This window comes from Frateuria hangzhouensis, assembly GCF_026410505.1.
Lineage (GTDB): Bacteria > Pseudomonadota > Gammaproteobacteria > Xanthomonadales > Rhodanobacteraceae > Frateuria_A > Frateuria_A hangzhouensis.
Genome location: NZ_JAPMIU010000018.1, coordinates 19,722 through 43,314, shown reverse-complemented (window position 1 = coordinate 43,314; position 23,593 = coordinate 19,722). Strand labels below are relative to the sequence as shown.

Sequence of the window (23,593 nt, the reverse complement as noted above, 5' to 3'; positions counted from 1 at the left end):
CCGACTCCGTCAGCGGGCCCCCATCAGTCGGCCGAGGTGTCGTGCGACGGGCCGAGGCCATCCACGCCGTGCCTGTGGCGTTTGGCCACGTACATCGCGTGATCGGCCTGCGTCAGCAGGGCGTCCGGGTCGCTTCCGTCCACGGGGAAGCAGGCGATCCCGATGCTGGCATCGAGTCGAAACGAGCCTTCGGGCAGCGTACAGGGCGGTCGCAGGCAGGCGCGGAGGCTCTGCGCGACGGCGCGGGCGGCCTCGGCATCACGGCAGCCGGGGAGCACGGCGACAAACTCGTCACCGCCGACGCGGGCGACCAGATCGCCCTGCCGAAGACCCTGCTGCAGCCGTCGCGCCGCCTCGTACAGCAAGCGATCCCCGGCGTCGTGCCCGTACCGGTCGTTGATCGCCTTGAAGCCGTCGAGGTCCAGGAAGAGCAGCGCCAGGCCGCCGCCGGTCTGCGCGGCCTGCGCGATGGCGTATTGCAGTTCCTGACGCAACCGGTGGCGGTTGGGCAATCCGGTCAAGGGATCGTGGCTGGCGCGGTACTCGAGCTCCCGCTCGGCGCGCCGCAGTTCGGTCACCTCATGGGCCACCCCGATCCGCACGCCATAGTCGGGCAGCCAGCGAGCCGACCATTGGATGTCCACGGCGTGGCCATCCTTGTGGATGTAGCGATTGCGGAAGTGCCGTTGCAGCGAACCGCCCATGACCTGTTGGGCCTGCTGCATGGTCGTTGCACGGTCGTCGGGGTGGACCAGTTCGAATATCCGCCGGCCGATGATCTCGTCGGGTGCGTAGCCGAAGATGCGCTGGAAACTTGCACTGACGAACAGGACGTAACCTTCGGCATCGACGACGCACACTGCGTCGGGCATGAGATCGAGCAGTTCGGTGAGGGGAGGCAGCTTCGCAGTCATGGTCCGGCCGGGTGATCGCGCCCGGTGACATTGCGGGGGCTGCTCCAAGTATGGTCGGGCGGGCTGCAGGTGTGAATCGGGCGCGGGAAGGGAGCAACCTCTCCCTCCCACGCCATTGCGCGGGAGGGGCACCGCGTGTCGGAGTAGCCACCTATCGCACAGAGCCGGTGCTTCTTAAAAGGCGCATGCCCGCAAAAGGTCAGAAGTCCGCCGGCGGCATGCCAGTGCCTCTGGTGATGCTGCCTGCTTTACGACGGAGAGTTCCCCATGTCCCTGGGCATCCTGGTACGCGTCGCGCTGGCGTTCGGCTTGGTCACGGTTCTGTCCACCGCTCGGGCGGATCAGCTGCCGGACGGTTCTTCGCGGGATATCGACCATCGGCAGTGGAACGCGCCGCAGCAGCCGTTTCGTATCTACGGCAACACCTGGTACGTGGGGCCGCATGGCCTGTCCGCGATACTTGTGGACACGGGGCAGGGGCTGGCGCTGTTCGATGGTGGCCTGCCGGCGTCCGCGTCGGTGATCGAGGCGAACGTCCGGACGCTGGGGTTTCAGGTGAGCGAGATCAAGTGGATCCTCAACTCGCACGCGCACCCGGACCACGCCGGCGGCATCGCCGCGTTGCAGCGCGACAGCGGCGCCCAGGTGCTGGCGAGCGTGGCCGGGGTGCGGCGCTGGCGCGGGGCGGTGCCAATCGCGCCGATCCGCAGTACGGCCTGAACCCGGGCTACCCGCCGGTACACGACGCCAGGCCGGTGCGCGATGGGCAAACCCTGCGGCTGGGCACGGTGGTGGTCACGGCCCACGGCACGCCCGGCCACACGCCCGGCAGCATGTCGTGGACCTGGGTCTCGTGTGGCGATGAGGGATGCCTGCGCATGGTCTACGCGGACAGCCTCAGCGCGATTGCCGCGCCGGGCTTTCGCTTCGGCGACCATCCGCGCCACGTCGCTGCGTTCCGCCAGGCGATCGCCACCGTGGCGGCGTTGCCCTGCGATATCCTGCTGACCCCGCATCCCGGCGCGAGCGGCTTCTGGGAAAAGGTGGCGCGGCGGCAGTCGCCCGCCGACGTCGGGCCGCTGCTCGATGCCGGCGCGTGCCGGGCCTATGCCGCGACCGCTACCGCGAGCCTGGACGCGCGGTTGGCCCGGGAGCAGGCGCGATCGGGAAAGGCGAGCGAATCGGCCGAATCGAAATAGTTGCTTTCGTGCCACCAACGGGAGGCGTGCTGCGCCCGGTCAATGCTGGAACCACGCGCCTTCCCCGGCAAAGCCTTTGGCATGATCCAGTGGCACGACCTTGCGCGTAGCTACATCGACCATGCGCAGGGAGGGATAGGGAACGTACTCGCCATGTTCGAGATGTGCGCACGTGCGGTTGAGAAGCACTTGTGAGCCATCACCGGACCATCCTGCCACCGACGTCTGGATTTGTATCGTCTGCTCGAGGTTGTTGTTCCGTTCGACGTTGATCATCCTCATGTGTGTGCCGTCCGCACGCATCACATAGATGCCGATGTAACCGATCACGTGCTCTTTGTGGTCCGGATCGTCCAGCGAAAAATGGTGTGCAAACGCAATGTGCTTGCCATCGGGCGAATAGTGCTCGCTGTAGGACGCCCCGACGCCGGCATCGGGCCTCGTGACCGTGGTTTGTTTGCCGGTGCGGAAATCCACCCGGATCATGTCCGAAACCAGCGAATAGACCCCCTGGGTCCCGTCGGGCGAAATGGCCAACTGCATGTCCTGTTCGGCCTGCTTTTGCCTGAAGATCAGCCTTGCGTTCCCGGTGGCCGCATTGACGCGGTAAACGGAGGTATACCAGTCAAGCGCCAGGCCGCTTTCGACCCATTGACCGACCTGGAGCACGATGGCCTTGCCGTCCGGCGTCCATTGCGGATCCTGCCAGACAATTTCCAGGCTGTTGTCCATGAACGTCGGGCAGAACAGCGTGCGCAGGCCCGTTGCGTCGGGCCGCACCGAGGAAAGGCATTGACGGGTAGCGTCGATGAAGGCGATCAGCCTGCCCGGTCCCCAAGTGGCTTGCTGATACTTGCCCAGGGTCGGCGTGAGCAGCATTCTGGAAGCTCCGTACTTGTCCGCGGTAAAGAGCTTCGACCGGTCGTTCATGGCTTCGGTTGCCCGTTCGTAGACGAACCGGTTGCCATTCGGGGACCAGCTGCCCCCCAGGTAGAAGATGCCGTTTTTCCTTGGCGTCAGCGGGGTGACCAGGCCGGTCGCCGGATTCACGCGACGCAACGCGGCGCTCTGCATGAAGTAGCGATCGCTGGCGTAGTAGGTTGCATGGGTGTAGAGGATCGGCGCCTTGATCGCAGGCAACACGGACGGCCGGTTGTCGGCGGCGTTGGCCATCGCGGGCATGAAGGCCATCGATAGCAACGCGAGCATCAAGCCAGCCGGGAGCAGGTTTTTCATGATGATGGTCCTAAGGCGGATCCGTCCTGCCGGGCTGGACAAGACCACGGGGCGACGGGAATTCATCCTTGAGCTTCCGAATAAACGCGGGCGGAAAGGCTGTCTGTCGCCCCGGAGTCCTGTTGTGGCGGCGGTACGTTGCGCGCGCCCGCGTGAAGCGTGCGTGCGGCCAGCGACGCCAGGTCTCGGCTCTGGACCGGGATCCATTTCGCGGACGGATGTCCGTGATTTCGTGCTCCACTAGACCGCTCGGCCGCCCCGCTGCGCCCCTTGCCGGCCGGCGCGAGCGTCGAACCTGGACTGCCGGAACCGTAGCCACCCTTGCCTGGAAACAAGATGCCATCTTCCCCAACGCCCACGCGCCGCTCTGCCCGACGGTGGTGGTTTCTGTTCCGCCGGCATCCTTCGGCGCTGCTGCTGGTGGCGCAGCTGGCTTGCGTGCTGGCTTACCCGTTTGTCGAACAGACCCATGCCGCGCGCATCCTGGTCGGCGTTTTCGGCGTGCTGATCCTGCTGCTGGCGCTGCGCATGATCGGGCATACCTCGGCGCGGTTGTGGCCCGGCCTGGTACTCGCGACCGCCGCGGTGGTGTTGAACGCGCTGTACATCGGGCTGGATCTCGAGCGACTGCAGCCCTGGCAGGCCGCGCTCGAGGCGGCGTTCTACTTCTACGCTGCGGGCAGCCTGGTGTCCTACATGCTGGCCGACGAACGGGCCACCACCGACGAGTTGTATGCCGCCGGCGCCACGCTGACCTTGCTGGTGTGGGCTTTCACGTACCTGCTGGTGTTGTGCCAGGCGTGGCAGCCGGGGGCGTTCGCAGGTTCGGTGGACGCAGGGGCGCCGCGCGCGTGGACCGACCTGATGTTCCTGAGCTTTGCGCTGTTTACCAGCACCGGCATCGGCGACGTGATTCCGATCAGCCCGCTGGCGCGCGCGGTCGCCAACCTGGAAATGTTCACCGGCGTGATGTACCTGGCGCTGGTGGTCTCGCGCCTGATCGGCCTGTCGGTGGCGCAGCGGCGCGATTGAGCGCGGGCAGTACCGCCGGCCTGGTTCGTCAAATTCCCCCACATCCCGAGGAGTGTCCGCGGCATGAACCCTACACGTGCATCGACTGCCATCACCACATCCAGCGCGCTCGTGCTGGCCGCGGGCGGCGTGGCCTTGCTGTTCGGCTCCGACGAGCTGCTGCCGCGAATGATTCCGGGCATGCCGGCCAGTGCCACGGTGCTCGGTCAACTGGTGGCGGCCGGGTGGCTGGCGGTGGCGTGGCTCAACTGGAGCCAGCGGCGCACGATCGTCGGCGGCATCTATGGGCGGCCGATGGTGATGGCCAACTTCGCCTTGTACATGATCAGCGCGTTCAGCCTCGCGCATCCGGCCCTCGCCGGTGCGCCGCGCGCGCTCGGCGTCTTCGCGGTGGTGTCGGGGCTCCTGGCGCTGGTCTACGCGGTGTTGCTCCTGCGGGGGCCGTTCGGCGCCGACGCGCCGGCGTCCCGTTGAGGACGGGCGGCACCGGTGACGTTCGAACGATGGTCGGTCTTGATGGCCGCCTGGGGCCTGCCGACCGGCCTGGAGACATGGCGCGAGCTGGTGGCGGCGTACGGGCAATCGCAGCGGCATTACCACACCGGCGCTCATGTCGATGCCTGCCTTCGCCATCTGGATGCGTGCGCCGGCAAGCTGGACTCGCCGAGGGAAGTGGAACTGGCCTTGTGGTTCCACGACGCGGTCTATGACCCGCGGTCGTTGAGGAACGAACGCAGGAGCGCCGACTGGGCACGCGATTTCCTGGTCCGCCACGGCGCGTCGCCGGAGGCAGTCGAGCGGGTGGTCGGACTGGTGATGGCGACGTGCCACGAAGCGCCCGCGCGCACGAAGGACGAGTCATTCCTGGTGGATATCGACCTTTCCATCCTGGCCGCCGATCCGGTGGCGTACGAGAGGTTCGAGCAGGCGATCCGCAAGGAATACCGGCACGTGCCGTGGCCGTTGTACCGGACGGGCAGGGCGCGGCTTCTCAGGCAGTTCCTGGCGCGACCGCGGATCTACCGGAACGAGCCCTTCGTGCAGTGGGAGGGGCGGGCGAGGGACAACCTGGCCCGGGCGGTCGAGCGGTTGGAAACTGGGGAGTAGAGTATGTCGAATGGCCGCATGGCCGGGCGGGATGGTGGGCTGAAGCCCACCCTACGGGGATGGGCTCCTGGCGTCGCGCGGCACGATGGAGATGGTGCCGTCGTTTTCCACGGTGGCGTGCTTGATCTGGTCCATGCGCTCGAGGCCCTGCTTCGTGCGCGCGGCGGTGAGCACTTCGGATTCGTCCACGCGCATCTTGTCGCCCACCTTCTTGTCCCACACGCCGTCGCGCACCACGCGCACCGGCAGGCCTTCCAGCCAACGGCTGGCGGCCCGCGAGCGGTGCTTGATGATCGACAGCGCGATGCTGAGGCCCACCAGGGTCATGATCAGCAGGAACGCGTTGGTCACCGAGTGGTCGCTGTCGACCATGGCCTGCTGGGTGGTTTCCGAAATGATCAGCAGCAGCACGAGTTCGAACGGCGAGGTCTGGGCGAGCGTGCGCTTGCCGGCGATGCGGAAGACCAGGAACAGGAACGCATAGACGACGACACCGCGGATGACCGATTCCATGGGTGATCCTCAGGGATAGACGAACTGGTCGATGACCAGCGGCGCGGCGCCCTCGGCGGTGACCTGCCCGCGCACGTGGCCGAAGGTGGCGTGCTGGAACTGGAATTCGATGCGCTCGGGTGAGCCCTGGGCCGGGGCCATGGCGAAGGTGAACTCGGTGAAGCCAGGCCCCGCGCGCACCTGCGTGGGCTCGGGGACAATGGACTGCATCTCCACTTCGTCCAGCAAGGCCTGGTCGAAGCGAAGCGTCAATGCGCCGTCGCTTGCCAGGGAGGGGGCGACGGAGAAGCGGTACTCACTCGGCGCACTCGCGCGTTGCAGATGGTCGTAGTCCACCGACAGGGCGCCCGGTGCGCCGGCCTGGCTCCGGCTCATTGCGCCGTAGCCGAGCAGGCCCAGCAGGCCGGCCGCGAGCAGGATCGCCATCACCAGCCAGCCGATGCGTTCGACCCGCCATTCGTACCGCTGGTGGTCGCGGTTCTCGTTGATCTGGATGCTCGGATCTTCCGCCTGCACTTCGGGTCGCCTGGGCCGGGAACGGATTCGTGATACGACCCGTGCCGACTTCAGCGCGTGAATGGATGTACTGCGCCGGGCAGCAGCCGGCCGTTGCGGCACGCACGCCGATACCGGGCCTTTCCCTTCCAGGGAGAGGTTGGGTGAGGGGCCGGGGCTCGCGGAGGAGCTGATCGGAAGCAGATCTTTTCAAAGAAGGCGCCTTGCGCGGGCCAGCCCTTCCGCAAGAGCGGCCCCTCACCCCGGCCCTCTCCCGGAGGGGAGAGGGAGCAGGGCGGCGGGTCAGTCTTCGGCCAGTGCCGCTTCGCGTCCCTGCTGGCGGATGATCGCCTCCTCGCGGGCGTCGATGATCGACTGCATCACGCTGTCCACGTCCACCGCGCTCTCATCGACATCGAAGTGGCCGGTCAGTTCGGACTCCGGCTGCAGTTCGCCCTGTTCGAACAACGCCCACATTTCCTCGGCGTAGCGGGTGTCGAGCAGCTCCGGGGCGAAGCGCGAGAGGCTGATGGTGATGTTGCCGACGTCCCGCCGCAGCATCGTGCGCGCGGCGTTGTTGCCGGAGGCGCTGACCACCTGCGGCAGGTCGATGATGACCGGGCCGTCCGGCGTGGCCAGCACGTTGTATTCGGACAGGTCGCCGTGGATCAGCCCGACGCAGAGCATGCGCACGACCTGGCGGACGAGGATGCGATGCCATGCGCGCGCGGTGTCGGCCGACAGCTCTACCTCGCCCAGGCGAGGCGCGGAATGGCCGTCGGCATCGGTGACCAGTTCCATCACCAGCACGCCGTTGAAGTAGCCGTGAGGCCGCGGCACGCGCACGCCGGCGTCGGCAAGCAGGTAGAGCGCGTCGACCTCGGCGTTCTTCCAGGCCGCCTCGGCCTCCTTGCGGCCGAACTTGCTGGCCTTGCCGATCGCCCGCGCCTGCCGGCTGCCGCGCACCTTGCGGCCCTCCTGGTACTGCACGCGCTGCTGGAAGCTGCGCTGGCCCATGTCCTTGTAGACCTTGGCGCAGCGCACCTCGTCGCCGCAGCGCACGACGTAGACGGAGGCTTCCTTGCCGCTCTTGAGCGGACGCAGCACCTCGTCGATGACGCCGTCGTCGATCAGCTCCTGCAAGCCAGCGGGGGTTTTCATCGGGACGTCGTTCGGTCGTGGAAACCGCCCATTATGACTGGTCGCGAGGGGCGGGAAGGCGACCGCGACCACGCCGGCGGGCGATCCAGCGCCATCTGTTCAGCCGAACCGCTCCAGCAGGAAGTCGATCGCGCTGCTCAGCTTGGCGGTGGGGCGCCGGTCCTGCGCGTAGATCAGGTACATCGGCGACGGGGCGAGCGACCAGCCGGGCAGGACCGGCAACAGCTGCCCGCTGGCGAGGTCGTCGGCCAGCACCGCCTCGGGTTGCAGCACGATGCCGATGCCGTTGAGGGCGGCGATGCGCAGCGCGTTGCCCTGGTTGGCGGTGAAGCGGCCTTGCACGCTGACGGCGCAGGTGGCGCCCGCGGGACCTTCCAGGCGCCAATGGTCCGAGCGTCGCCAGTAGGACAGCCCCAGGCATTGGTGTCCGGCCAGTTCCTCCGGCCGCTCGGGACTCCCGTGGCGGGCGAGGTAAGCGGGGGAGGCGGCAAGGATGCGGCGGTAGGGATGCAGCGGTCGCGCCACCACGCCCGGTTCGGTCACGTCGCCGACGTGGATGCCGAGCTCGAAATCGCCATCGGCGAGCGTCGGCGGGCGATTGTCCAGCGTGAGCTCCACGTTGACCTCGGGGAAACGGGCCATGTATTCGGCCAACGCCGGCACCAGGCTGTGGCTGGCGAAGCCGACCGGGGCGACCAGCCGCAGCCGTCCGCGCGGGCTGGCCTGCAGTTCCAGTGCGCTGGCCTCGGCCAGCGCGACCTCGGCCAGCACCTGCTTGCAGCGTTCGTAGTAGAGCCGGCCCACGTCCGACAGTTGCTGCCGGCGCGTGGTGCGATGGAGCAGCCGCGCGCCCAGGCGCTGTTCGATCGCCTTGACGTGCTTGGCGACCATGGTGGCCGAGATGCGGCTCGCTTCGGCGGCGGCGGCGAAACTGCCGCTTTCGACGACGCGGACGAACATTTCCATGCTGGCGAGTTTGTTGGTCATTCGAAACCATGGGGTTCGGTATGACACGCATCCTGCCATATTTATCTATCCAGGGTGCGCCGAGCATCATGCCCGCCACGCCCGCTACGTGGCGGTCAGGGAGTATGGCGATGCCAAGCTTTCATCTGGACATGCCCAGTCGCGACTGGGCCGAGCTTGCCGCTCGCGACCGTGCGGCGAAAGGAGGTACGCCGCGCAAGGTCGAGCCATTCCCGCAGCCCGCGGCATGTACGATCAGGGAAACGGCGAAGCAGCCCGAACCGGCCGCCCAGGGCGGGTGGCTGCGGGGAATCGCCCGTTGATCGCCTGCCTTCGAACCCGAGCGAGAGCATCCGAATTGAATCCGGCTCCGTATCACGCCCACATCTACTACGACGCCGCGACGCGTCATCTGGCCGAAACGGCGCAACAGGTGCTGCGCCAGCGCATGGCGTCCGGCGAGCTGCCGCAGTTGCTGTTCGTCGGTTCGCTCAAGGACTACAAGGCCGGGCCGCATCCGCTGCCCCAGTTCGAGATCCATTTCACCGCGGACATCCTGCCGCTCATCCGGGAGTTCATCGTGGCCTCGGATTTCACGGCCCTGGTGCATCCCTTGACGGACGACGACCTGGCCGACCACACGCGCCTGGCGCAGTGGGTCGGCAAACCGCTGGAACTGGACCTGGCTACGCTCGATCCTCCGGGCAGGAACCAGGGCGTCGCCCGATTCGGCCTGGCCGACTTCTGAGCGGGAACGCGGATCGACCGCCGGCCGCGGGGGGCCATTACGAAGCGGAATGAGGGCATGGCGTGTCGAAACCGGCGGCCCTTGCGCGTCGTGACCACGAAGCACTCCTGCTGCCGCCACCAGAAAGGTGATCCATGGGTACTGTCCGACTGCACCGCGTCCTTCGCACCACACCGGAGCGCCTTTACCGCGCCTTCCTCGATCCCGACGCCAGGGCCAAGTGGCTGCCGCCGAACGGCTTTACCGGCAAGGTCCACCATATGGATGCGCAGGTGGGCGGCAGCTACCGGATGTCGTTCACGAACTTCACCACCGGCAAGAGCCATGCGTTCGGCGGCACCTTCACCGAGCTCAGGCCCAACGAGCGGCTGCGTTACACCGACCGGTTCGACGATCCGGACCTGCCCGGCGAAATGGATGTCACCGTCACGCTCGCCCGGGTGTCCTGCGGGACCGAACTGACCGTGGTGCAGGAAGGCATCCCCGATGCGATCCCGACCGACGCCTGCTACCTCGGCTGGCAGGAGTCGCTGGTGCTGCTGGCCAAGCTGGTCGAGGCCGAGATCCCGGACTGAGTCAGGCGCTCGTCGCGGCGCGCATCCGCTGGCATGCTTGGCCGGATGGTTATGGACAAGATTCGCCAGCGGCTCGACCGCCTGGAAAGCCACGCGGCGCTCGGCTCGCCCATGCACTGGCGCGCCCGCGCCGAGGCGCTGGAGTGGCTGGAAGGCGTCTGGCCGATGCTGACGGATGACGACCTTGCCGGTGGCCTGATCGCCCGCGCGCACGCCATGCGCGCGCGGCTGGAACGGGCCGACGCCGCGCTGCACCGGCGGCTGCGCGCGGCGATCCGCGCCGGGCGGGGGCCGGAACTGCTTCAGCGATGGCTGGTGGAAGCGTCCTCGCAGGCGGTCGACGGCGAAGGTTACGACGCGCTGGATGCATTGGTCGCCGGCGTGTTGCAGGTGCCCGATCCCGGGGACGCCCTGGTGCCGCTCGCGCCGGACATGCTGTTCTACCAGCCGACGCCAGCGCGCCACGTGCTGGACATGCTCGGCCGCACCGCGCTCGGCCCGGACGGCGTCCTGGTCGACCTGGGTGCCGGCCTCGGCCACGTGCCGATGCTGGCGGCGCTGTGCACCGGCGCGCGGGCCGTCGGCGTGGAATGGCAGCCGGCGTATGTCGCCTGTGCCCGGCGCGCGGCCCGCACGCTCGGGCTGCATCCGGTGCGGTTCGTGGCGCAGGACGCGCGCCATGCCGACCTGTCCGCCGGCACCGTGTTCTTCCTGTACACGCCCTTCGGCGGCGCGGTGTTGCGCGAGGTGCTGGACGCCTTGCGCGCCGAAGCCGCGCGGCGGCCGATCCGGCTGTGCACCTTCGGCCCGTGTACTGCTGCCGTCGCAGGCGAGCCATGGCTGCGCGCAGAAGGCCCGTGGCCGGCAGACCGGGTGGCCCTGTTCCATGCCGTGGGCCATGGTCGAACCGGAGCCGGGACGGAACGGGTCTGACCATGCCGCACGGCAACCGGACCGTCAGGCGACCACCAGTACCCGGTCGCGCCCCGCGCGCTTGGCCGTGTACATGCCATCGTCGGCGCGCGTCACGGTCGCGGTGAACGATTCGCCGGTGCGCCACTGCGCGACCCCGGCCGAAAAGGTCATGGGACGGTCGGTGACCGGCGCCAGCATCCGCACGCGGTCGAGCAGGCGCAGGGCGGCCGCATGGGCCGCGGTCGCGTCCGTGTCGGGCATGACGATCAGGAATTCCTCGCCACCCCAGCGGGCCATCAAATCGCACGAGCGCAACAGCGGACGGGCGGCTTCGGCGAAGGCGCACAGCACCTTGTCGCCGGCGTCGTGGCCGAGCGTGTCGTTGATGTGCTTGAAATGGTCCAGGTCGATCAGCACGACCGAGAACGGCGCGTCCGCGCGGCTGGCCCGGGCCTGTTCGATCGCCAGGAAATCGCGCGCATGGCGGCGATTGGCCAGGCCGGTAAGTTCGTCGAACGCCGCCAGCCGCTGCACGTCCGCCAGGGCCGTGGCCAGCGCGCTGCGTTCGGCACGCAAGGTCGAGCGCAGGCGGGACAGCTGCGCGGCCAGGCCCGCGGCGGCGGGCAGCACGATGACCAGCGTGGCGAAATAGACCAGATCCTGGGCCAGGTCCTCTTCCGTCGAGGGCACCACCTGCAGCGCGCGCAGCCACTGCAGCAGCACCAGCGAAACCGCGAAGCCGGCCAGTGCCAACAGCGTGAGCACGGCGATTTTCTTCCAGTGCAGCGAGAACGCGCCGAACACCAGCACCAGCAACATCGGCATCAACGCGATGGCACGCCCCGGCCCCTCGATCACGTAGGCCCAGTCCGCAAAGAGCAGTCCCACCGCGATCTGCGGCCCGGTCAGGGCAGGGTCGGCGAACCGCTCGCTCAGGCCCGAACGCAGCACGGCGTAGAACAGCGCTTGCGAGAGCGCCGCCAGCACCAGCCATTGCGCCAGATGTGCGCCATGCACCCAGTCGAAGGCCAGGCCGATGGCCATGACCAGGCCGCAGCCGGCGTAGGTCAGCGCCGAGACCAGCCATTGCGCGACGCGGATCTGCTTGCGCCTCCCGCTACCGAGGAACGCGGCGAGCCAGCGGCTTCGCCTTTGTGGACGATCCCTCTGGCGGCCCGCCGGGATGGCCGGCGGAGCTGCGCCGGACGCCGGTTCCTGCGTTATCACCATTCCTCCGGTTGTGTGCCCCAGGGCGGCGAGGCGAAACGGCCCGTCCGCGTGGCCTTCATTTCAACGGCAAGCCGGTGCCCGGCTTGAACGGGCAAGTTGCCGCAGGGGCGGCGGCGTGCAGCGTGTGCGCCGTGGCCCGGGAAACAGGCACGCTCACACGCGGCGATCCAGACGGTAGACGTCGGTGACCAGGGCGGTCAGGCCGCGCGCGGCCAGGCCCGGCTGTTCGGCGAGGATGTCGAGATGCTCCAGCGTGGTGACGCCCCAGCCGCGTTCGAGCAACCGATGCACTTCCGCTGGTGGCACCGGGAACGGTGGGCCCTCCATGTCGCCGGGCGGGTAATCGAGCGTGATCATCAGTCCGCGGCAGCCGGCCGGGAGGCCGCCGTAGATCGACTGCGCATACTGCTGGCGCATGGCCGGCGGCAGCGCGATCAGGGCGGCGCGGTCGTACACGGCCATGCAGTCGGCAAGGGTGGCCTCGTCCAGGTCGAACACGTTGCCCTGGATGATCTCGATGTCACCGGCCACGTAGTGCTCGCCGCAGGCCGAGGTGTGGCGTTGCGGCTGCAGATCGTGTTCGGCGAAGAACGCCTGCACCGCCAGCGGCGACAGCTCCACGCCGAGCACGCGCAGGCCCTGCGATGCAAGCCAGGCCATGTCCAGCGTCTTGCCCGCCAGCGGTACCAGCACGCGGGTCCCGCGCGGCACCGCCAGCGCCTGCCAGTGCCGCTCCAGCAGCGGCATCACCTCGGCGCGGTGGAAGCCGGTTCGGCCTTCGCGCCAGCAATCGAGCCAGAAGCTTGCGTCCACGGGGTTCTCCTTCGCAGTCTGTGTCGTGCGTGAGCCGCTCAGGATGGGCAAGTTACCAGCGGTACGGCCGGCTGCAAGGCCCCGACTCACCATTGACCGGAAGGCAGCGTGGCATGCTTGGCTTCTGACAGAGGAGCCCATGCCATGGCCTTGCGCCTGCCGAAGTTCGTCCTCGCCCTGCTGGCCTGCACGCTGGTCGCTGCGGCGTCCACGGCGCAGGCCGCCGATTACCGCGTGGTCGGCTATGCCACCGACTGGAAGGCCGTGCATGTACGCACCCTCGAGCGCATCGACACGCTGATCTTCGCCTTCGCCCGCGTCGAGAACGGACGCGTGGTGCTGGACGCCGACGCCGGGCCGCGGCTGCAGCGGTTGCTCGCGCTCAAGCGCACGAAGCCGTCGCTGAAGGTGATGATTGCCGTGGGCGGCTGGGGCGCGGGCGGCTTCTCCGAGGCGGCCGCGACGGCCGAAGGCCGCGAAGCCTTCGCGCGGAGCGCAGCACGACTGGTGGCTGAGCACGGCGCGGACGGGCTCGACGTGGACTGGGAATATCCCGGCCACGGCGAATCGGGCATTGCGTCCAGCCCGGCCGACCGCACCCGCTTTCCGCTGCTGCTCGAGGCGCTGCGCCAGGCGCTCGATGCAGCCGCCGGCGAGGGTCGGCATTACGCGCTCAGCGTGGCCGTGGCCGATGGGCCGTTTGCCGACGGCGTCGACATCGCCGCCGTGGCGCCCTGGGTGGACTGGTTCAACCTGATGACTTACGACTTCGTCAACCGCATGACGCCGACCACGGGCCACCACACCGGCCTCTACTGGTCACGCCTGGCGCCAGCCGATGCGCGCAGTGCGGACGGCGCGGTCCGCCAGTATCTCGCCGCCGGTGTGCCGCCCGGCAAGCTGTTGCTGGGCGCGGCTTTCTATGGACGCGAGTTCGCCGGGGTGAAGGCGGATCACGATGGCCTGTACCAGCACTACGACCGTTACGAGGGCGAGCACCCGTGGCCGCAACTCGTGCGCGATTACATCGATCGCAACGGTTTCGAGCGCCACTGGGACGCCCAGGCGAAGGCCTCCTGGTTGTGGAACCCGCGGACGCGCCGGTTCGTCACCTACGACGATCCGCGCTCGATCGCGGCCAAGGCGGCCTACGTCAAGGCGCACCGGCTTGGCGGGATGATGTACTGGGAACAGGCGCACGATCCCGAGGGGGCGTTGGTGGATGCGATCTGGGAAGGGCTGCAATGACTATCGCGACGGGGTGCGCTGGAGCGGTGGGGAAGCCACGGCGCCGCCATGGGACCGGCCCGGTGCGGAGGTTTGGCCCTCTGCCACGACGTTGACCAATCGCCGCGCGCCTGCAGGAGCGCACCGTGCGCGCGACGCGCGCCACACCCTGGCATGGCGGTCGCGCACAGGGGGCGCTCCTTACAGCTGAGCGGCGCTCGTCCACGCGGGCAAAGCCGCTGTCTCTGGCGCCGCTAGTGGCGTACCTGGTCTTTGGGTTCACCGACATCGTGCATGACATCGCGCGCCTTTTCCGCGCCGGTGTGCATCGCGTCCCTGGCCTTGTCGGCGAGGTCGTCGCTGGCTTCGCCCATCAGCCGGTTCTCCGGTTCGGTAGTGGGCAACGCGGCGCCAAGCAGCGCGCCGACGGCGATGCCGATCGCGCCCAGCGCAAGCGGGTTGTCATGCAGCAAGTGGTTATAGCCCTGCACGGCGCGATCCTTCTGGTGCATCAACGAATCGCGTGCGCCATGAGCGCTGTCGGCCATGCGCGAGGCGGTGCCGCTGACGCGCGACCGGGCTTGGTTCCAGGTGCTGGAGACACCGTCCGATACCTCCTCGCCCAGCTCGCGGGCGCGATCCATCATGCCCTCGCCGTCGCCGGCTCCCGCGCCGGTGTAGGCATCGCGGCCGGTACCTGGCATGGGTGCCGGGTCGTTGCGGCTGGCGTAGAGCCAGAGCAGCCCGACGGAAGTCAGCAGCGCGGGCACGGGGTTGGCTTTCACCGCGTTGCCGATGTTCTGCGCCACCTCGCGGCCGTTGCCTTTGCCGTAGTGCAACAGCCGGTCGAACAGCTGGCCGGGCGATAGCTTGTTTTCCAGCGCATCGACGATGTGGTTGATGTCCGCGCGCTGCTGGTCGATCTCGCGTTCCAGGCGCGCGGGATCCTTGTGCGATTCGGCTTCGATGCGGTCGGCGGTGTTCATGGCGTCCTCCCGCGGATGGCGTCGGCATCCTTGTGCAGCGAATCGATGGTGTGGTCGGGCTTGAGTGATGACGTCTCGAACTGCTTCTTGCCGGCGCTGACCATGACCCAGCCCACGATCAGCGCCGCGGCGCCGACGATCAGCGCGGACAACCACGCCGGCAGTACGGTGCCCAGCCCGTACACGCCCGCCATCAGCAGCACGATCAGGCCGGCCAGCATCACCGCGCCGCCGGTGGCCACCGCCGCTACGCCGGCCTTGGTGGCGCGCAGGTTCTCGCGCATCTCGGCCTTGGCCAGCGCAAGCTCCTTGGTGAACAGCATCGGGATCTCGCGCGCCAGCTGTTTGAGCAGGCCGCCGATGGAACAGTCTTCCTCGCGTTCGCGCGAAGGCACGGCGCGCAGTGGCGGGTTGTCGAAGGTCTGGGGGCGTTCGAAGGACTTGTTCATGGCTGATGGCTCCCGCGCTGGATGTCCGATGACGGGGCGTCGCGCGCCCCGCTTGCCGTGCCGTCGCTTGCCGCAGCACCCGCACGCGCCGAGATGGCGTCGGCGCTGGTCGCCGAGGGGCCGGGGGCTGCGGGAATGGCGCCGGTCAGGCCCCCGGGCGAGGTAGTGTCGATGGTGGCGTTGCCGGTTGCCGGTTGCGCCGTGGTACCCGGCACGGACGCATCGGGATCGGTCCAGCGGGTGTCGCCCGGGCGTTCGCCGGTGGCCCGGTAGGATGGCCGACGGTCGCGATCGGTGGCAGCGCTCGCGGACGCGCGCGCGAAACGGGTGATGCCGAAGCCGACCGCGATGCTGCCGGCGATGAAGAGGGTGGGGTTCTCGCGCGCGATGCGGCGCACGTCGTGCAGGATCTCGTCGGCGCTCTTTTCGCGCAGTCCGTCGGCCATGCGACCGAGGCCGTCGGCCATGTCACTGATGTGTCCGGACAGGTGCGCCACGTCATCATCCTGCATCTGAGCGGCGGCGGCCTTGACGCTGTCGGCAAACGTATCGACCTTGTCGGCCGCCCTGTCGCGGTAGTGCTGCGCCTGTTCCTGGCCTTCGGCGCGAGCCTTGTCGGCGAGCTCCTCGGCGCGGTCGCGGGTGCCCGACGCCTGCGTGCCGCCCGAAGAGCCCTGGGCCGGTCCGCGGGCGGACGGGCGGTGGCTGCTGTCCTGGGGTGTGTTCATCTGCGCTTCCTCGGTGGGATCGACGGCCACCCGTTCGCGTGCCATCCGTGGGCGAGGGCGGCGGTGGTGTCCGTGGCAGCGCCGCGACCGGATGCCGCCGTGGTTTGGACGTCCATTTGCGATGCGCCATCTCCGGGAAGAAGCATGGCGCAGACGCCATGACAGGGCTGTCTAGAATGCGCGGCGCGAACGTCACGCTTGGTCGTATTCGGCGCGTGTAGGAAGCAGGGGCCCGGCGCACAGGCAGGCGCCCGGCTGGCGCGCACGCCGAATCCCGCTGCCGCGGGCCTTTGCGTCGGGACATCCGTTGCCGGCAGGTCCGCGAAGCGGGACGGCAGCGATGGGTTGGCGTCGTCATGAAGCTGAAGGGCGCTTGACCGACGCCATGGATGAGACGTCCGAATCGGTTGCGATGGTTCACCTCGATTGCACGACCGCCGTGCAAGCGTCCGCGCTTAGCGCGCGCACGGGCCCGAGGTTGCTTGCCGGGTCCGCGCCGCTTGGGGATGGCGTGGCCGATGGCTGGCGCCATGCTTGTCCGGGGATGGGATGGGGTATCCGCTCCGCGGTTGGGTGCCGTTCGACACAGGGAGGAAGCATGGCGGCACTGAAAAGCTATCGCCCGGATATCGACGGCATGCGGGCGATCGCCGTGATGAGCGTGGCCGCTTATCACTATGGATTTGCGGCGACGGGCGGCTTCATCGGCGTCGACGTGTTCTTCGTCATCTCGGGCTTCCTCATCGGCAGCCTGATCTACCGCGAAGCGCTGCAGGGCAGCTTCTCCTATCGGACATTCTACGTCCGGCGCGCGCGCCGCATCGTGCCGGCGCTGCTGGCGGTGCTGGCCGCGACGTTCCTGGCCATGATGGTCGTGGCCACGCCCGACGGGTTGCGCGATTTCGGTGCGACCGCGGTGGCGACCGTGCTGTCGGCGTCCAACTTAGAGCTCTGGTACTCGATCAACTACTTCCGCCCGGTGGCGGACCTCAACCCGCTGCTGATGACATGGTCGCTCGGCGTGGAGGAGCAGTTTTATCTGCTGGCCCCGCTGGTGCTGATGTTGCTGCCCCGGCTGCGGCGCAGCGGACGGATGATCGCGATGGCCGGGTTGATCGTGGTCTCGCTCGGCCTGGCCGTGTGGGGAGTGCGCAACGAGCCACAGGCGGCGTTCTTCCTGTTGCCCGGGCGCGTCTGGGAGCTGGCGGCCGGCGTGCTGCTGGGCATGCGCGACATCGAGCGCACGCGCGGCAATGCACCCCCGCGCGGCGCCGGCATCGGTACCGAGCTGCGGGCGGTCGCCGGCCTGGTATTGATCGTGGTTCCCGTGTTTGCCTACGACCGGTTTACGCCTTTTCCCGGCCTGGTCGCCGTGCCGCCCGTGCTTGGCACGGTGCTGCTGCTCGATACGCACCAGTCGATCATCAACCGCCGTTTGCTCAGCGCGCCGGTCATGCGCTTCGTGGGGCTGATTTCCTACTCGCTTTATCTCTGGCATTGGCCGCTGATCAGCGTGACCCGGTTGGTGCTCGTGCACGAACCGTCGCTGTCGCTTCGGCTGGTGCTGCTGGCGGTGTCCGTGGCGCTGGCGTGGGCGAGCTATCGGTGGATCGAACAGCCGTTCCGGCGCAGTCGTGCGCCCGCCTCCACGACCTTGTGGCGCTTTGCAGCCGCCATGGGCCTGGTGGCGGTGGCGACCGGCTCGGCTTATGTGCTGCACGGCTACCCGCAGCGCTGGCCGGGCGGGTTCGTTGCCAGCGCGGACACCACGCGTCTGGCCGATCCATGCCTGGCCCTCCACGGTGCCAAGCCGCACCTGTCCGACAAGTGCTATCCGAAGGGCGCCGACCGCCGGTTGGTGGCGCTGGTCGGCGACAGCCATGCCGCCGCACTCGCGCCGGGCATCCGTGCCGTGGCGGCGCGTGGGGGCATGGGCGTGGCGCAACTGACCAGGAGCTCTTGCCCGTTCCTGGTCGGAGTGAGCCGGCGGGTGCCCAAGCAGCCGAAGCAGATGGCCGACTGCGCGGGCTTCGATCGCCGCGTCATGAAGATCCTGCAGGAAGACCCGAGGATCGGCACCGTCATCATCGCCGGCGCCTGGCGCGCCGGCGACATGCGCGAAGTGTTCTACGCCCCGACCAGCGGCCCCGACGCGCCACCCGGGGTATTGCTGCAGCGCGGCCTGTCCGGCGCGGTGCGGGCATTGCAGCGCCACGGCAAGCGGGTGCTGATCGTGCGCGACGTGCCGTTCATCGAGTTCCTGCCGGTGAAGCAAATGGCGGCCTGCGTGAACCCGCTTCGCGCTGCGCTCAACGGCATCGTCGGCGGGGAGGGATGCGGGTTCGTCGCCGGCGACGAGATGGAGGCCGACGCGCCGGCGTTGGCCGTGCTCGAACGGGTGGCGCGCGACACCGGCGCGCAGTTGGTCGACCCGCACGAAGCGCTATGCGGAGCGCACGGTTGCCGCATCGCGCTGCATGGCCGCCTGCTGTATCGCGACCAGCAGCACCTCACGCCTGCCGGTGCCCGGATCGCAAGTGCGGTGTTCGCTACGCCGCTGGGACTGTCCTCGGCGGAAGACGGAGCCGTTGCCGGCCCGCTGGTCGGAGCGGCGGGCGCCCATTAGGTGCGCCGTTGTCCGCCTTGACGCTGGCCGGCGTCCCGCGGCTCAGGACTCGACCAGCGCCTTGATGCGGGCCAGCCTGGCGTCCCACTGGTGGGAGATCCGGTCGATGTAGCGGCGGATGTCCTCGATGGGGGCAGGGTCGAGCGCGTACAGGCGCTCGCGGCCGACGCGCTCGTGCTGCACGATGCGAGCTTCCTCCAGCGCGTGCAGGTGCTTGGTGACCGCCTGCCGCGAGAGCGGATGGCTTGCGCTGAGCTGGGCGATGGAGCGGCGCGAACCGTCGCTGAGCCGGTCGACCAGTGCCAGCCGGGTGGGGTCACCCAGCGCAGCGAACACGCTGGCCGTGCGTGCGGCAGTACGCGGCGGACGGTTCACGCGGTGCGTCCGGGCGGGGCCTGTTCGACGTAGCGGCGGATGTTTTCCATCTGCTGGGTCCAGCCACCGTCGTTCATGCGGAACGCCTCGTCGCGACGGTGCGCGGGAATGCGCTCGAAGCCCGATTCGGTCAAGGTCAGCAGGGTGCCGTCGCCATGCGGCTCGAGCCGGAATTCGATCAGCGTCTGCGGCTCGGACGCATAGTCCACTTCCGGATCGACGGCGAACGGATGCCAGGTCAGCGAGAACAACCGTTCGGGCACCATCTCCTTCACCACCGCCCGCCAGGTGACGTGTTCGAAGCCGGGATGGGTGATCCGGCCGATCGCCTCCCTGCCGGGTTCGAACGGCCCAGCGAGCTTTACCTGGAACCATGTGCCGAATGCCTCGTGGTCGGTCAGCGCGTGCCACACACGGGCTACGGGCGCCTTCAGCTCGATCCGCTTTTCGATGCGATCATTCATATGCCACCTCCTGGTTGCACGTAGCCTGCGCCTGCCTCTGCAGTAATGCAACCTTAAGGTTGCGCTTTTTGGGCGATATCGGGCTCTGCTCCGGCGCGTCCTGGCGATGGTGGCCCCCGCATCGGTGGCGAAGGCCGCGTAGTAACCTGCGCGGACAGTGGCGGGGCCGATTCCGGTGACGCGCCGGTTGCCGGGTTTCCCGCGCTGGCCGACATGCCCGTTCTCGCCGACGGACAGATCAGGACGCGGCCGCCAAAGAGGCGGGGCAGACGGAGGCCACGATGGGCAAGGGAAGGTTGGAAGCCTTCAGCGACGGCGTGATCGCGATCATCATCACGATCATGGTGCTGGAGCTGAAGGTGCCGCACGAGACCACGCTCGCGGCGCTGGCGCCGCTGGTGCCCGTGCTGTTGAGCTACGTGCTGAGCTTCGTCTACGTGGGCATCTACTGGAACAACCACCACCATATGCTGGCGGCATGCCAGCGCGTTTCCGGCGCGGCGCTGTGGGCGAACCTGCACCTGTTGTTCTGGTTGTCGCTGTTTCCCTTCGCCACCGCCTGGATGGGCGAGAACCATTTCGCCACCGTGCCCACCGCGGCGTACGGCATCGTGTTGATGATGGCGGCACTGGCGTACTGGTTGCTGCAGCAGATGCTGGTCGGCCTGCAAGGCAACGATTCGCTGCTTGGGCGCGCGATCGGCAACGACTGGAAAGCCAAATTGTCGCCGGTGCTGTATGCGCTGGGCCTGCTGGCCACCCTGCGGGCCGCCTGGATCGCGCAATTGCTGTACGCGGTGGTCGCGCTGATCTGGCTGGTGCCCGACCGGCGCATCGAAGGCGCCATCGGCGGGCACAGCGACAGCTAGGAACCGCGCCCGTTGCGGCCGTTGACGTCGGCGGAAAGCGCGTCCTGCGCGCGGTGCCAGACAGGCGGGCGGTTCTTGGTAGAGTCGGGTGATCGAGGCCGGCACGCGCCGGTCTTTTTCGCTGTTTACGGGGAGTCCGGATGAGCACCACCACCCATGACCGGGGCGGCCGCCTGCCGCGGCAGATCGGCTACATCATCGGCAACGAAGGCTGCGAGCGCTTCTCGTTCTACGGGATGCGCAACATTCTCACGCCGTTCCTGATCAGCAGCCTGCTGGCCTACATGCCCGAGGCCGAGCGCACGCTGGCGGCCAAGGATGTGTTCCACAGCTTCGTCATCGGCGTGTATTTCTTCCCGCTGCTGGGCGGCTGGATCGCCGACCGCTTCTTCGGCAAGTACCACACCGTGCTGTGGATGAGCCTGGTCTATTGCCTGGGCCACGCCTGCCTGGCGATGTTCGAGGACCACCGCCTCGGCTTCTTCATCGGCCTGGGGCTGATCGCACTGGGGGCGGGCGGCATCAAGCCACTGGTGGCTTCGTTCGTCGGCGACCAGTTCGACCAGTCCAACAAGCACCTGGCCAAGGTGGTGTTCGACGCGTTCTACTGGATCATCAATTTCGGGTCGTTCTTCGCTTCATTGCTGATGCCGATCTTCCTGCGCCAGTTCGGCGCAGCGATCGCGTTCGGTATTCCGGGCGCGCTGATGTTCGTCGCCACGGTGGTGTTCTGGCTGGGCCGGCACCAGTACGTGATGGTGCCGCCAGCACCGCCGGACCAGGACGCCTTCTCGCGCGTGGTGCGCACGGCGCTGCTCAGCCGGCGGCCTGGGCAGGCGCGGCCCGGCCTGTGGGTGGCCGGTGCCGGCGTGCTGGTGGCGGTGGCGTCGTTCGGATTGATCCCGGGCCTGGGCTTCGTGATTGCGGCCTGCCTGGCGCTGGTGGCGTTGATCGCCGGCATCGGCGGCGGCGCCTGGATACAGATGGACCGCGCCCGGGGCATGCATCCGGATACGGCGGTGGACGGCGCGCGCAACGTGCTGCGCGTGCTGGTGATCTTCGCCCTGACCACGCCGTTCTTCTCGCTGTTCGACCAGAAGGCCTCGACCTGGGTGGTGCAGGGCGGGCGCATGACGATGCCCGACTGGTTCCATCCGGCGCAGATGCAGGCGCTGAACCCGATGCTGGTGATGCTGCTGATCCCGTTCAACAACTTGGTGCTGTATCCGCTGCTGCGCCGGCTCGGCTACGCGCCCACCGCGCTGCGCCGCATGACCGCCGGCATCGCCTTCAGCGGCCTGGCCTGGATCGTGATCGGCGGGCTGCAGGTGGCGCTCGACGGCGGCGACGCGCTGTCGATCACCTGGCAGATCCTGCCGTATGCGCTGCTGACCTTCGGCGAGGTGCTGGTCTCGGCCACCGGCCTGGAGTTCGCCTACAGCCAGGCGCCGGCCTCGATGAAAGGCGTGGTGATGAGCTTCTGGAACCTCACCACCACCATCGGCAACCTGTGGGTGCTGCTGGCCAACGCGGCCGTGCGCAACGATGCGGTGACCGGTTCGATCGCCCGCAGCGGCTTGAGTACGATCGCCTTCCAGATGTTCTTCTTTGCCGCCTTCGCGTTGCTGGCGGCGCTGGCGTTCGGCTTGTATGCGCGGACGTACCGGGAGCGCGATTACTACCGTCCGGGCTGACGCCGGTCTGGCCTCGGCTCTCCGCGTGCGGAGAGCGAGGCCCTGCCGATGTTTACGGCTGCGACCATGCGCCTTTCCCGGCCGTGCCGGTTGCGACGTAGCTGATCCGTTGCGTCTTCAGGTCGATGATGTGGATGGTGTAGCTCTGTCCCTGGTCTGTATTGCGTTTTCGATTGAGCAAGAGCTGTGATCCGTCCGCGGACCAGTCGGCGACCGAGTAGAAGTCATCCGGCACGATAGTGTTGGTGATCCGACGCACGTCCGTGCCGTCGGCGCACATCACGTAGATGGCGCCGAAATCCCGGAAGTCCGGCGTATCGACCTTGCGGTGGAAGGCGATTTTTCTGCCATCCGGCGAGAATCTCGGGGAGGAACCGGGGATCACCAGCGACTTGCCGGTGCGGTAATTGATCAGTAGCTCCCGGCCATCGTCGTAGTGGTAGATACCGCGCGAACCGTCGGGCGAAAGTTCGCCCAGACTCGCGTACGACTCGCCCCCGCCGGATTTCAGCCGCCATACCAGCGTCGCGTGGCCCGTGTTGATGTTGACCCGGTACAGGTCCGACAAGGCGGGCTTGTCGAGTCCGCCGCCCGTGGTCTCGTAATAGGCCTCGACGTACAACTGCCTGCCGTTGGGGGACCATTGGGGCGTACTCAGGCCCGCCGATTGCGGCGGGCAGAACAGGATGTGCTGGTTGTCGCCATTGGGCCTGACCAGGGCAAGGCACTGGTCGACGCCCCAGCCGCCCTCGACAAAGGCAACCCAAGGGCCCGGTCCCCATACGGGATTGTCATGCCTGGACACCCCTCGGGTAAGACGCTGGTGCGAACCGCCCTGGCGATCGATGCGATGGATCTGCGACCGGGTAGAGCGGCTCGCCCACGTTTCGCGTTCGTAGACGATGGCCCTTCCGTTCGGGGACCAGCGGGCACCGTTATAGAAAACATGATGGACCAGGGACGTCAGTGGCGTGACATGGCCGCCGGATGCCTTGACCCGGGACAACCTTGTGGCGTCCGGTCCGGCGGGGTCGTCCTGGCCGAGCGGGCCATAATGTACCTGCGTGAATAGAATCGATCCGCCCGGCGCCTGTTGGGCGGCAACGCCGGCAGGTGCGGCCAGCGCCGCCAGCGATGCAGCCAGGGCAAAGAGCGGCGGCGCCACGAGGCGACGCGCGAACTGCGGAAGTTCCATGGTGGTATCTCCCTGAGCCCCTGCGACCGGCAATGCTGGTATGCGCCGGGTCAAGGTTTGGGGAAAAAGCCATGGT

26 protein-coding genes are annotated in these 23,593 nt (G+C 68.1%); 12 read left to right on the top strand and 14 right to left on the bottom strand.

Annotated features, from left to right (window positions below; all coding sequences use genetic code 11):
• Positions 1 to 23: 23 nt before the first annotated feature.
• Entirely contained in the window at positions 24 to 914 is an 891-nt protein-coding gene (locus OSC30_RS15385) for a diguanylate cyclase domain-containing protein (RefSeq protein WP_267172745.1), read from the bottom strand.
• 267 nt (positions 915 to 1,181) lie between these two features.
• Here OSC30_RS15385 and OSC30_RS15380 point away from each other — a divergent pair, with 267 nt between their 5' ends.
• Together OSC30_RS15380 and OSC30_RS15375 are read left to right on the top strand one after the other, a co-directional pair.
• Positions 1,182 to 1,634, top strand: a complete 453-nt coding sequence (locus tag OSC30_RS15380; RefSeq protein ID WP_267172744.1) for an MBL fold metallo-hydrolase — start codon at positions 1,182 to 1,184, stop codon at positions 1,632 to 1,634.
• 158 nt (positions 1,635 to 1,792) lie between these two features.
• Positions 1,793 to 2,113, top strand: coding sequence for an MBL fold metallo-hydrolase (locus OSC30_RS15375; protein ID WP_267172743.1), 321 nt, complete (start codon positions 1,793 to 1,795; stop codon positions 2,111 to 2,113).
• A 39-nt stretch (positions 2,114 to 2,152) separates the two neighbouring features.
• On the opposite strand, the gene OSC30_RS15370 is transcribed toward OSC30_RS15375, so the two are convergent.
• Positions 2,153 to 3,349: a TolB family protein gene (locus OSC30_RS15370; RefSeq protein WP_267172742.1), complete on the bottom strand. Its 1,197-nt coding sequence runs from the start codon at positions 3,347 to 3,349 to the stop codon at positions 2,153 to 2,155.
• 336 nt (positions 3,350 to 3,685) lie between these two features.
• Here OSC30_RS15370 and OSC30_RS15365 point away from each other — a divergent pair, with 336 nt between their 5' ends.
• The 3 genes from OSC30_RS15365 (at position 3,686) to OSC30_RS15355 (ending at position 5,488) form a co-directional block, all read left to right on the top strand.
• Positions 3,686 to 4,381: an ion channel gene (locus OSC30_RS15365; protein ID WP_267172741.1), complete on the top strand. Its 696-nt coding sequence runs from the start codon at positions 3,686 to 3,688 to the stop codon at positions 4,379 to 4,381.
• A gap of 63 nt (positions 4,382 to 4,444) precedes the next feature.
• On the top strand, positions 4,445 to 4,855 hold the full coding sequence (locus OSC30_RS15360; RefSeq protein WP_267172740.1) for a hypothetical protein: 411 nt from the start codon (positions 4,445 to 4,447) through the stop codon (positions 4,853 to 4,855).
• A 42-nt stretch (positions 4,856 to 4,897) separates the two neighbouring features.
• Positions 4,898 to 5,488: an HD domain-containing protein gene (locus OSC30_RS15355; RefSeq protein ID WP_267172770.1), complete on the top strand. Its 591-nt coding sequence runs from the start codon at positions 4,898 to 4,900 to the stop codon at positions 5,486 to 5,488.
• Between the two features lie 51 nt (positions 5,489 to 5,539).
• Here OSC30_RS15355 and OSC30_RS15350 read toward each other — a convergent pair whose 3' ends face one another.
• The 4 genes from OSC30_RS15350 to OSC30_RS15335 form a co-directional block, all read right to left on the bottom strand.
• A complete protein-coding gene (locus OSC30_RS15350; protein ID WP_267172739.1) occupies positions 5,540 to 6,001 on the bottom strand; it encodes a DUF421 domain-containing protein in 462 nt (153 codons plus the stop codon).
• A gap of 9 nt (positions 6,002 to 6,010) precedes the next feature.
• Positions 6,011 to 6,517 (bottom strand): hypothetical protein, encoded by a 507-nt coding sequence (locus OSC30_RS15345; RefSeq protein WP_267172738.1) that lies wholly within the window; start codon positions 6,515 to 6,517, stop codon positions 6,011 to 6,013.
• 282 nt (positions 6,518 to 6,799) lie between these two features.
• Positions 6,800 to 7,657 carry a PA4780 family RIO1-like protein kinase gene (locus OSC30_RS15340; protein ID WP_267172737.1) on the bottom strand — a complete coding sequence of 286 codons (858 nt, stop codon included), beginning with the start codon at positions 7,655 to 7,657 and terminating at the stop codon, positions 6,800 to 6,802.
• Between the two features lie 99 nt (positions 7,658 to 7,756).
• Positions 7,757 to 8,644 carry a LysR family transcriptional regulator gene (locus OSC30_RS15335; RefSeq protein ID WP_267172736.1) on the bottom strand — a complete coding sequence of 296 codons (888 nt, stop codon included), beginning with the start codon at positions 8,642 to 8,644 and terminating at the stop codon, positions 7,757 to 7,759.
• 337 nt (positions 8,645 to 8,981) lie between these two features.
• Here OSC30_RS15335 and OSC30_RS15330 point away from each other — a divergent pair, with 337 nt between their 5' ends.
• The 3 genes from OSC30_RS15330 (at position 8,982) to OSC30_RS15320 (ending at position 10,879) form a co-directional block, all read left to right on the top strand.
• Positions 8,982 to 9,371, top strand: a complete 390-nt coding sequence (locus tag OSC30_RS15330) for a DOPA 4,5-dioxygenase family protein (protein ID WP_267172735.1) — start codon at positions 8,982 to 8,984, stop codon at positions 9,369 to 9,371.
• 134 nt (positions 9,372 to 9,505) lie between these two features.
• Complete coding sequence (locus OSC30_RS15325; protein WP_267172734.1) at positions 9,506 to 9,946, top strand: SRPBCC family protein; 441 nt, start codon at positions 9,506 to 9,508, stop codon at positions 9,944 to 9,946.
• A 51-nt stretch (positions 9,947 to 9,997) separates the two neighbouring features.
• Positions 9,998 to 10,879: a class I SAM-dependent methyltransferase gene (locus OSC30_RS15320; RefSeq protein ID WP_267172733.1), complete on the top strand. Its 882-nt coding sequence runs from the start codon at positions 9,998 to 10,000 to the stop codon at positions 10,877 to 10,879.
• Positions 10,880 to 10,903: 24 nt separating this feature from the next.
• On the opposite strand, the gene OSC30_RS15315 is transcribed toward OSC30_RS15320, so the two are convergent.
• On the bottom strand, positions 10,904 to 12,088 hold the full coding sequence (locus OSC30_RS15315) for a GGDEF domain-containing protein (protein WP_267172732.1): 1,185 nt from the start codon (positions 12,086 to 12,088) through the stop codon (positions 10,904 to 10,906).
• 156 nt (positions 12,089 to 12,244) lie between these two features.
• Positions 12,245 to 12,904: a thiopurine S-methyltransferase gene (locus tag OSC30_RS15310; protein WP_267172731.1), complete on the bottom strand. Its 660-nt coding sequence runs from the start codon at positions 12,902 to 12,904 to the stop codon at positions 12,245 to 12,247.
• A gap of 144 nt (positions 12,905 to 13,048) precedes the next feature.
• On the opposite strand from OSC30_RS15310, the gene OSC30_RS15305 reads away from it, so the two are divergent.
• On the top strand, positions 13,049 to 14,152 hold the full coding sequence (locus tag OSC30_RS15305; protein ID WP_267172730.1) for a glycoside hydrolase family 18 protein: 1,104 nt from the start codon (positions 13,049 to 13,051) through the stop codon (positions 14,150 to 14,152).
• A gap of 233 nt (positions 14,153 to 14,385) precedes the next feature.
• On the opposite strand, the gene OSC30_RS15300 is transcribed toward OSC30_RS15305, so the two are convergent.
• From OSC30_RS15300 to OSC30_RS15290, 3 genes are read right to left on the bottom strand one after another with little or no spacing between them, the layout of a single operon-like run.
• Positions 14,386 to 15,117: a DUF3618 domain-containing protein gene (locus OSC30_RS15300; protein WP_267172729.1), complete on the bottom strand. Its 732-nt coding sequence runs from the start codon at positions 15,115 to 15,117 to the stop codon at positions 14,386 to 14,388.
• Complete coding sequence (locus OSC30_RS15295) at positions 15,114 to 15,566, bottom strand: phage holin family protein (protein WP_267172728.1); 453 nt, start codon at positions 15,564 to 15,566, stop codon at positions 15,114 to 15,116. Before OSC30_RS15295 ends, OSC30_RS15300 begins: the two co-directional genes overlap by 4 nt.
• A complete protein-coding gene (locus OSC30_RS15290) occupies positions 15,563 to 16,294 on the bottom strand; it encodes a hypothetical protein (protein ID WP_267172727.1) in 732 nt (243 codons plus the stop codon). The genes OSC30_RS15295 and OSC30_RS15290 overlap by 4 nt, the downstream gene beginning before the upstream one ends.
• Before the next feature lie 598 nt (positions 16,295 to 16,892).
• On the opposite strand from OSC30_RS15290, the gene OSC30_RS15285 reads away from it, so the two are divergent.
• Positions 16,893 to 18,920, top strand: coding sequence for an acyltransferase family protein (locus OSC30_RS15285; protein ID WP_267172726.1), 2,028 nt, complete (start codon positions 16,893 to 16,895; stop codon positions 18,918 to 18,920).
• A 42-nt stretch (positions 18,921 to 18,962) separates the two neighbouring features.
• On the opposite strand, the gene OSC30_RS15280 is transcribed toward OSC30_RS15285, so the two are convergent.
• Together OSC30_RS15280 and OSC30_RS15275 are read right to left on the bottom strand one after the other, a co-directional pair.
• Entirely contained in the window at positions 18,963 to 19,295 is a 333-nt protein-coding gene (locus OSC30_RS15280; protein WP_267172725.1) for an ArsR/SmtB family transcription factor, read from the bottom strand.
• Positions 19,292 to 19,759 (bottom strand): SRPBCC family protein, encoded by a 468-nt coding sequence (locus tag OSC30_RS15275; protein ID WP_267172724.1) that lies wholly within the window; start codon positions 19,757 to 19,759, stop codon positions 19,292 to 19,294. The genes OSC30_RS15280 and OSC30_RS15275 overlap by 4 nt, the downstream gene beginning before the upstream one ends.
• Before the next feature lie 281 nt (positions 19,760 to 20,040).
• On the opposite strand from OSC30_RS15275, the gene OSC30_RS15270 reads away from it, so the two are divergent.
• A complete protein-coding gene (locus OSC30_RS15270; RefSeq protein WP_267172723.1) occupies positions 20,041 to 20,628 on the top strand; it encodes a TMEM175 family protein in 588 nt (195 codons plus the stop codon).
• Between the two features lie 140 nt (positions 20,629 to 20,768).
• Positions 20,769 to 22,322, top strand: a complete 1,554-nt coding sequence (locus OSC30_RS15265) for a POT-type proton-dependent oligopeptide transporter (protein ID WP_267172722.1) — start codon at positions 20,769 to 20,771, stop codon at positions 22,320 to 22,322.
• Between the two features lie 52 nt (positions 22,323 to 22,374).
• Here the strand turns inward: OSC30_RS15265 and OSC30_RS15260 are convergent, their stop codons facing one another.
• Entirely contained in the window at positions 22,375 to 23,517 is a 1,143-nt protein-coding gene (locus OSC30_RS15260; protein ID WP_267172721.1) for a TolB family protein, read from the bottom strand.
• Positions 23,518 to 23,593 lie beyond the last annotated feature (76 nt).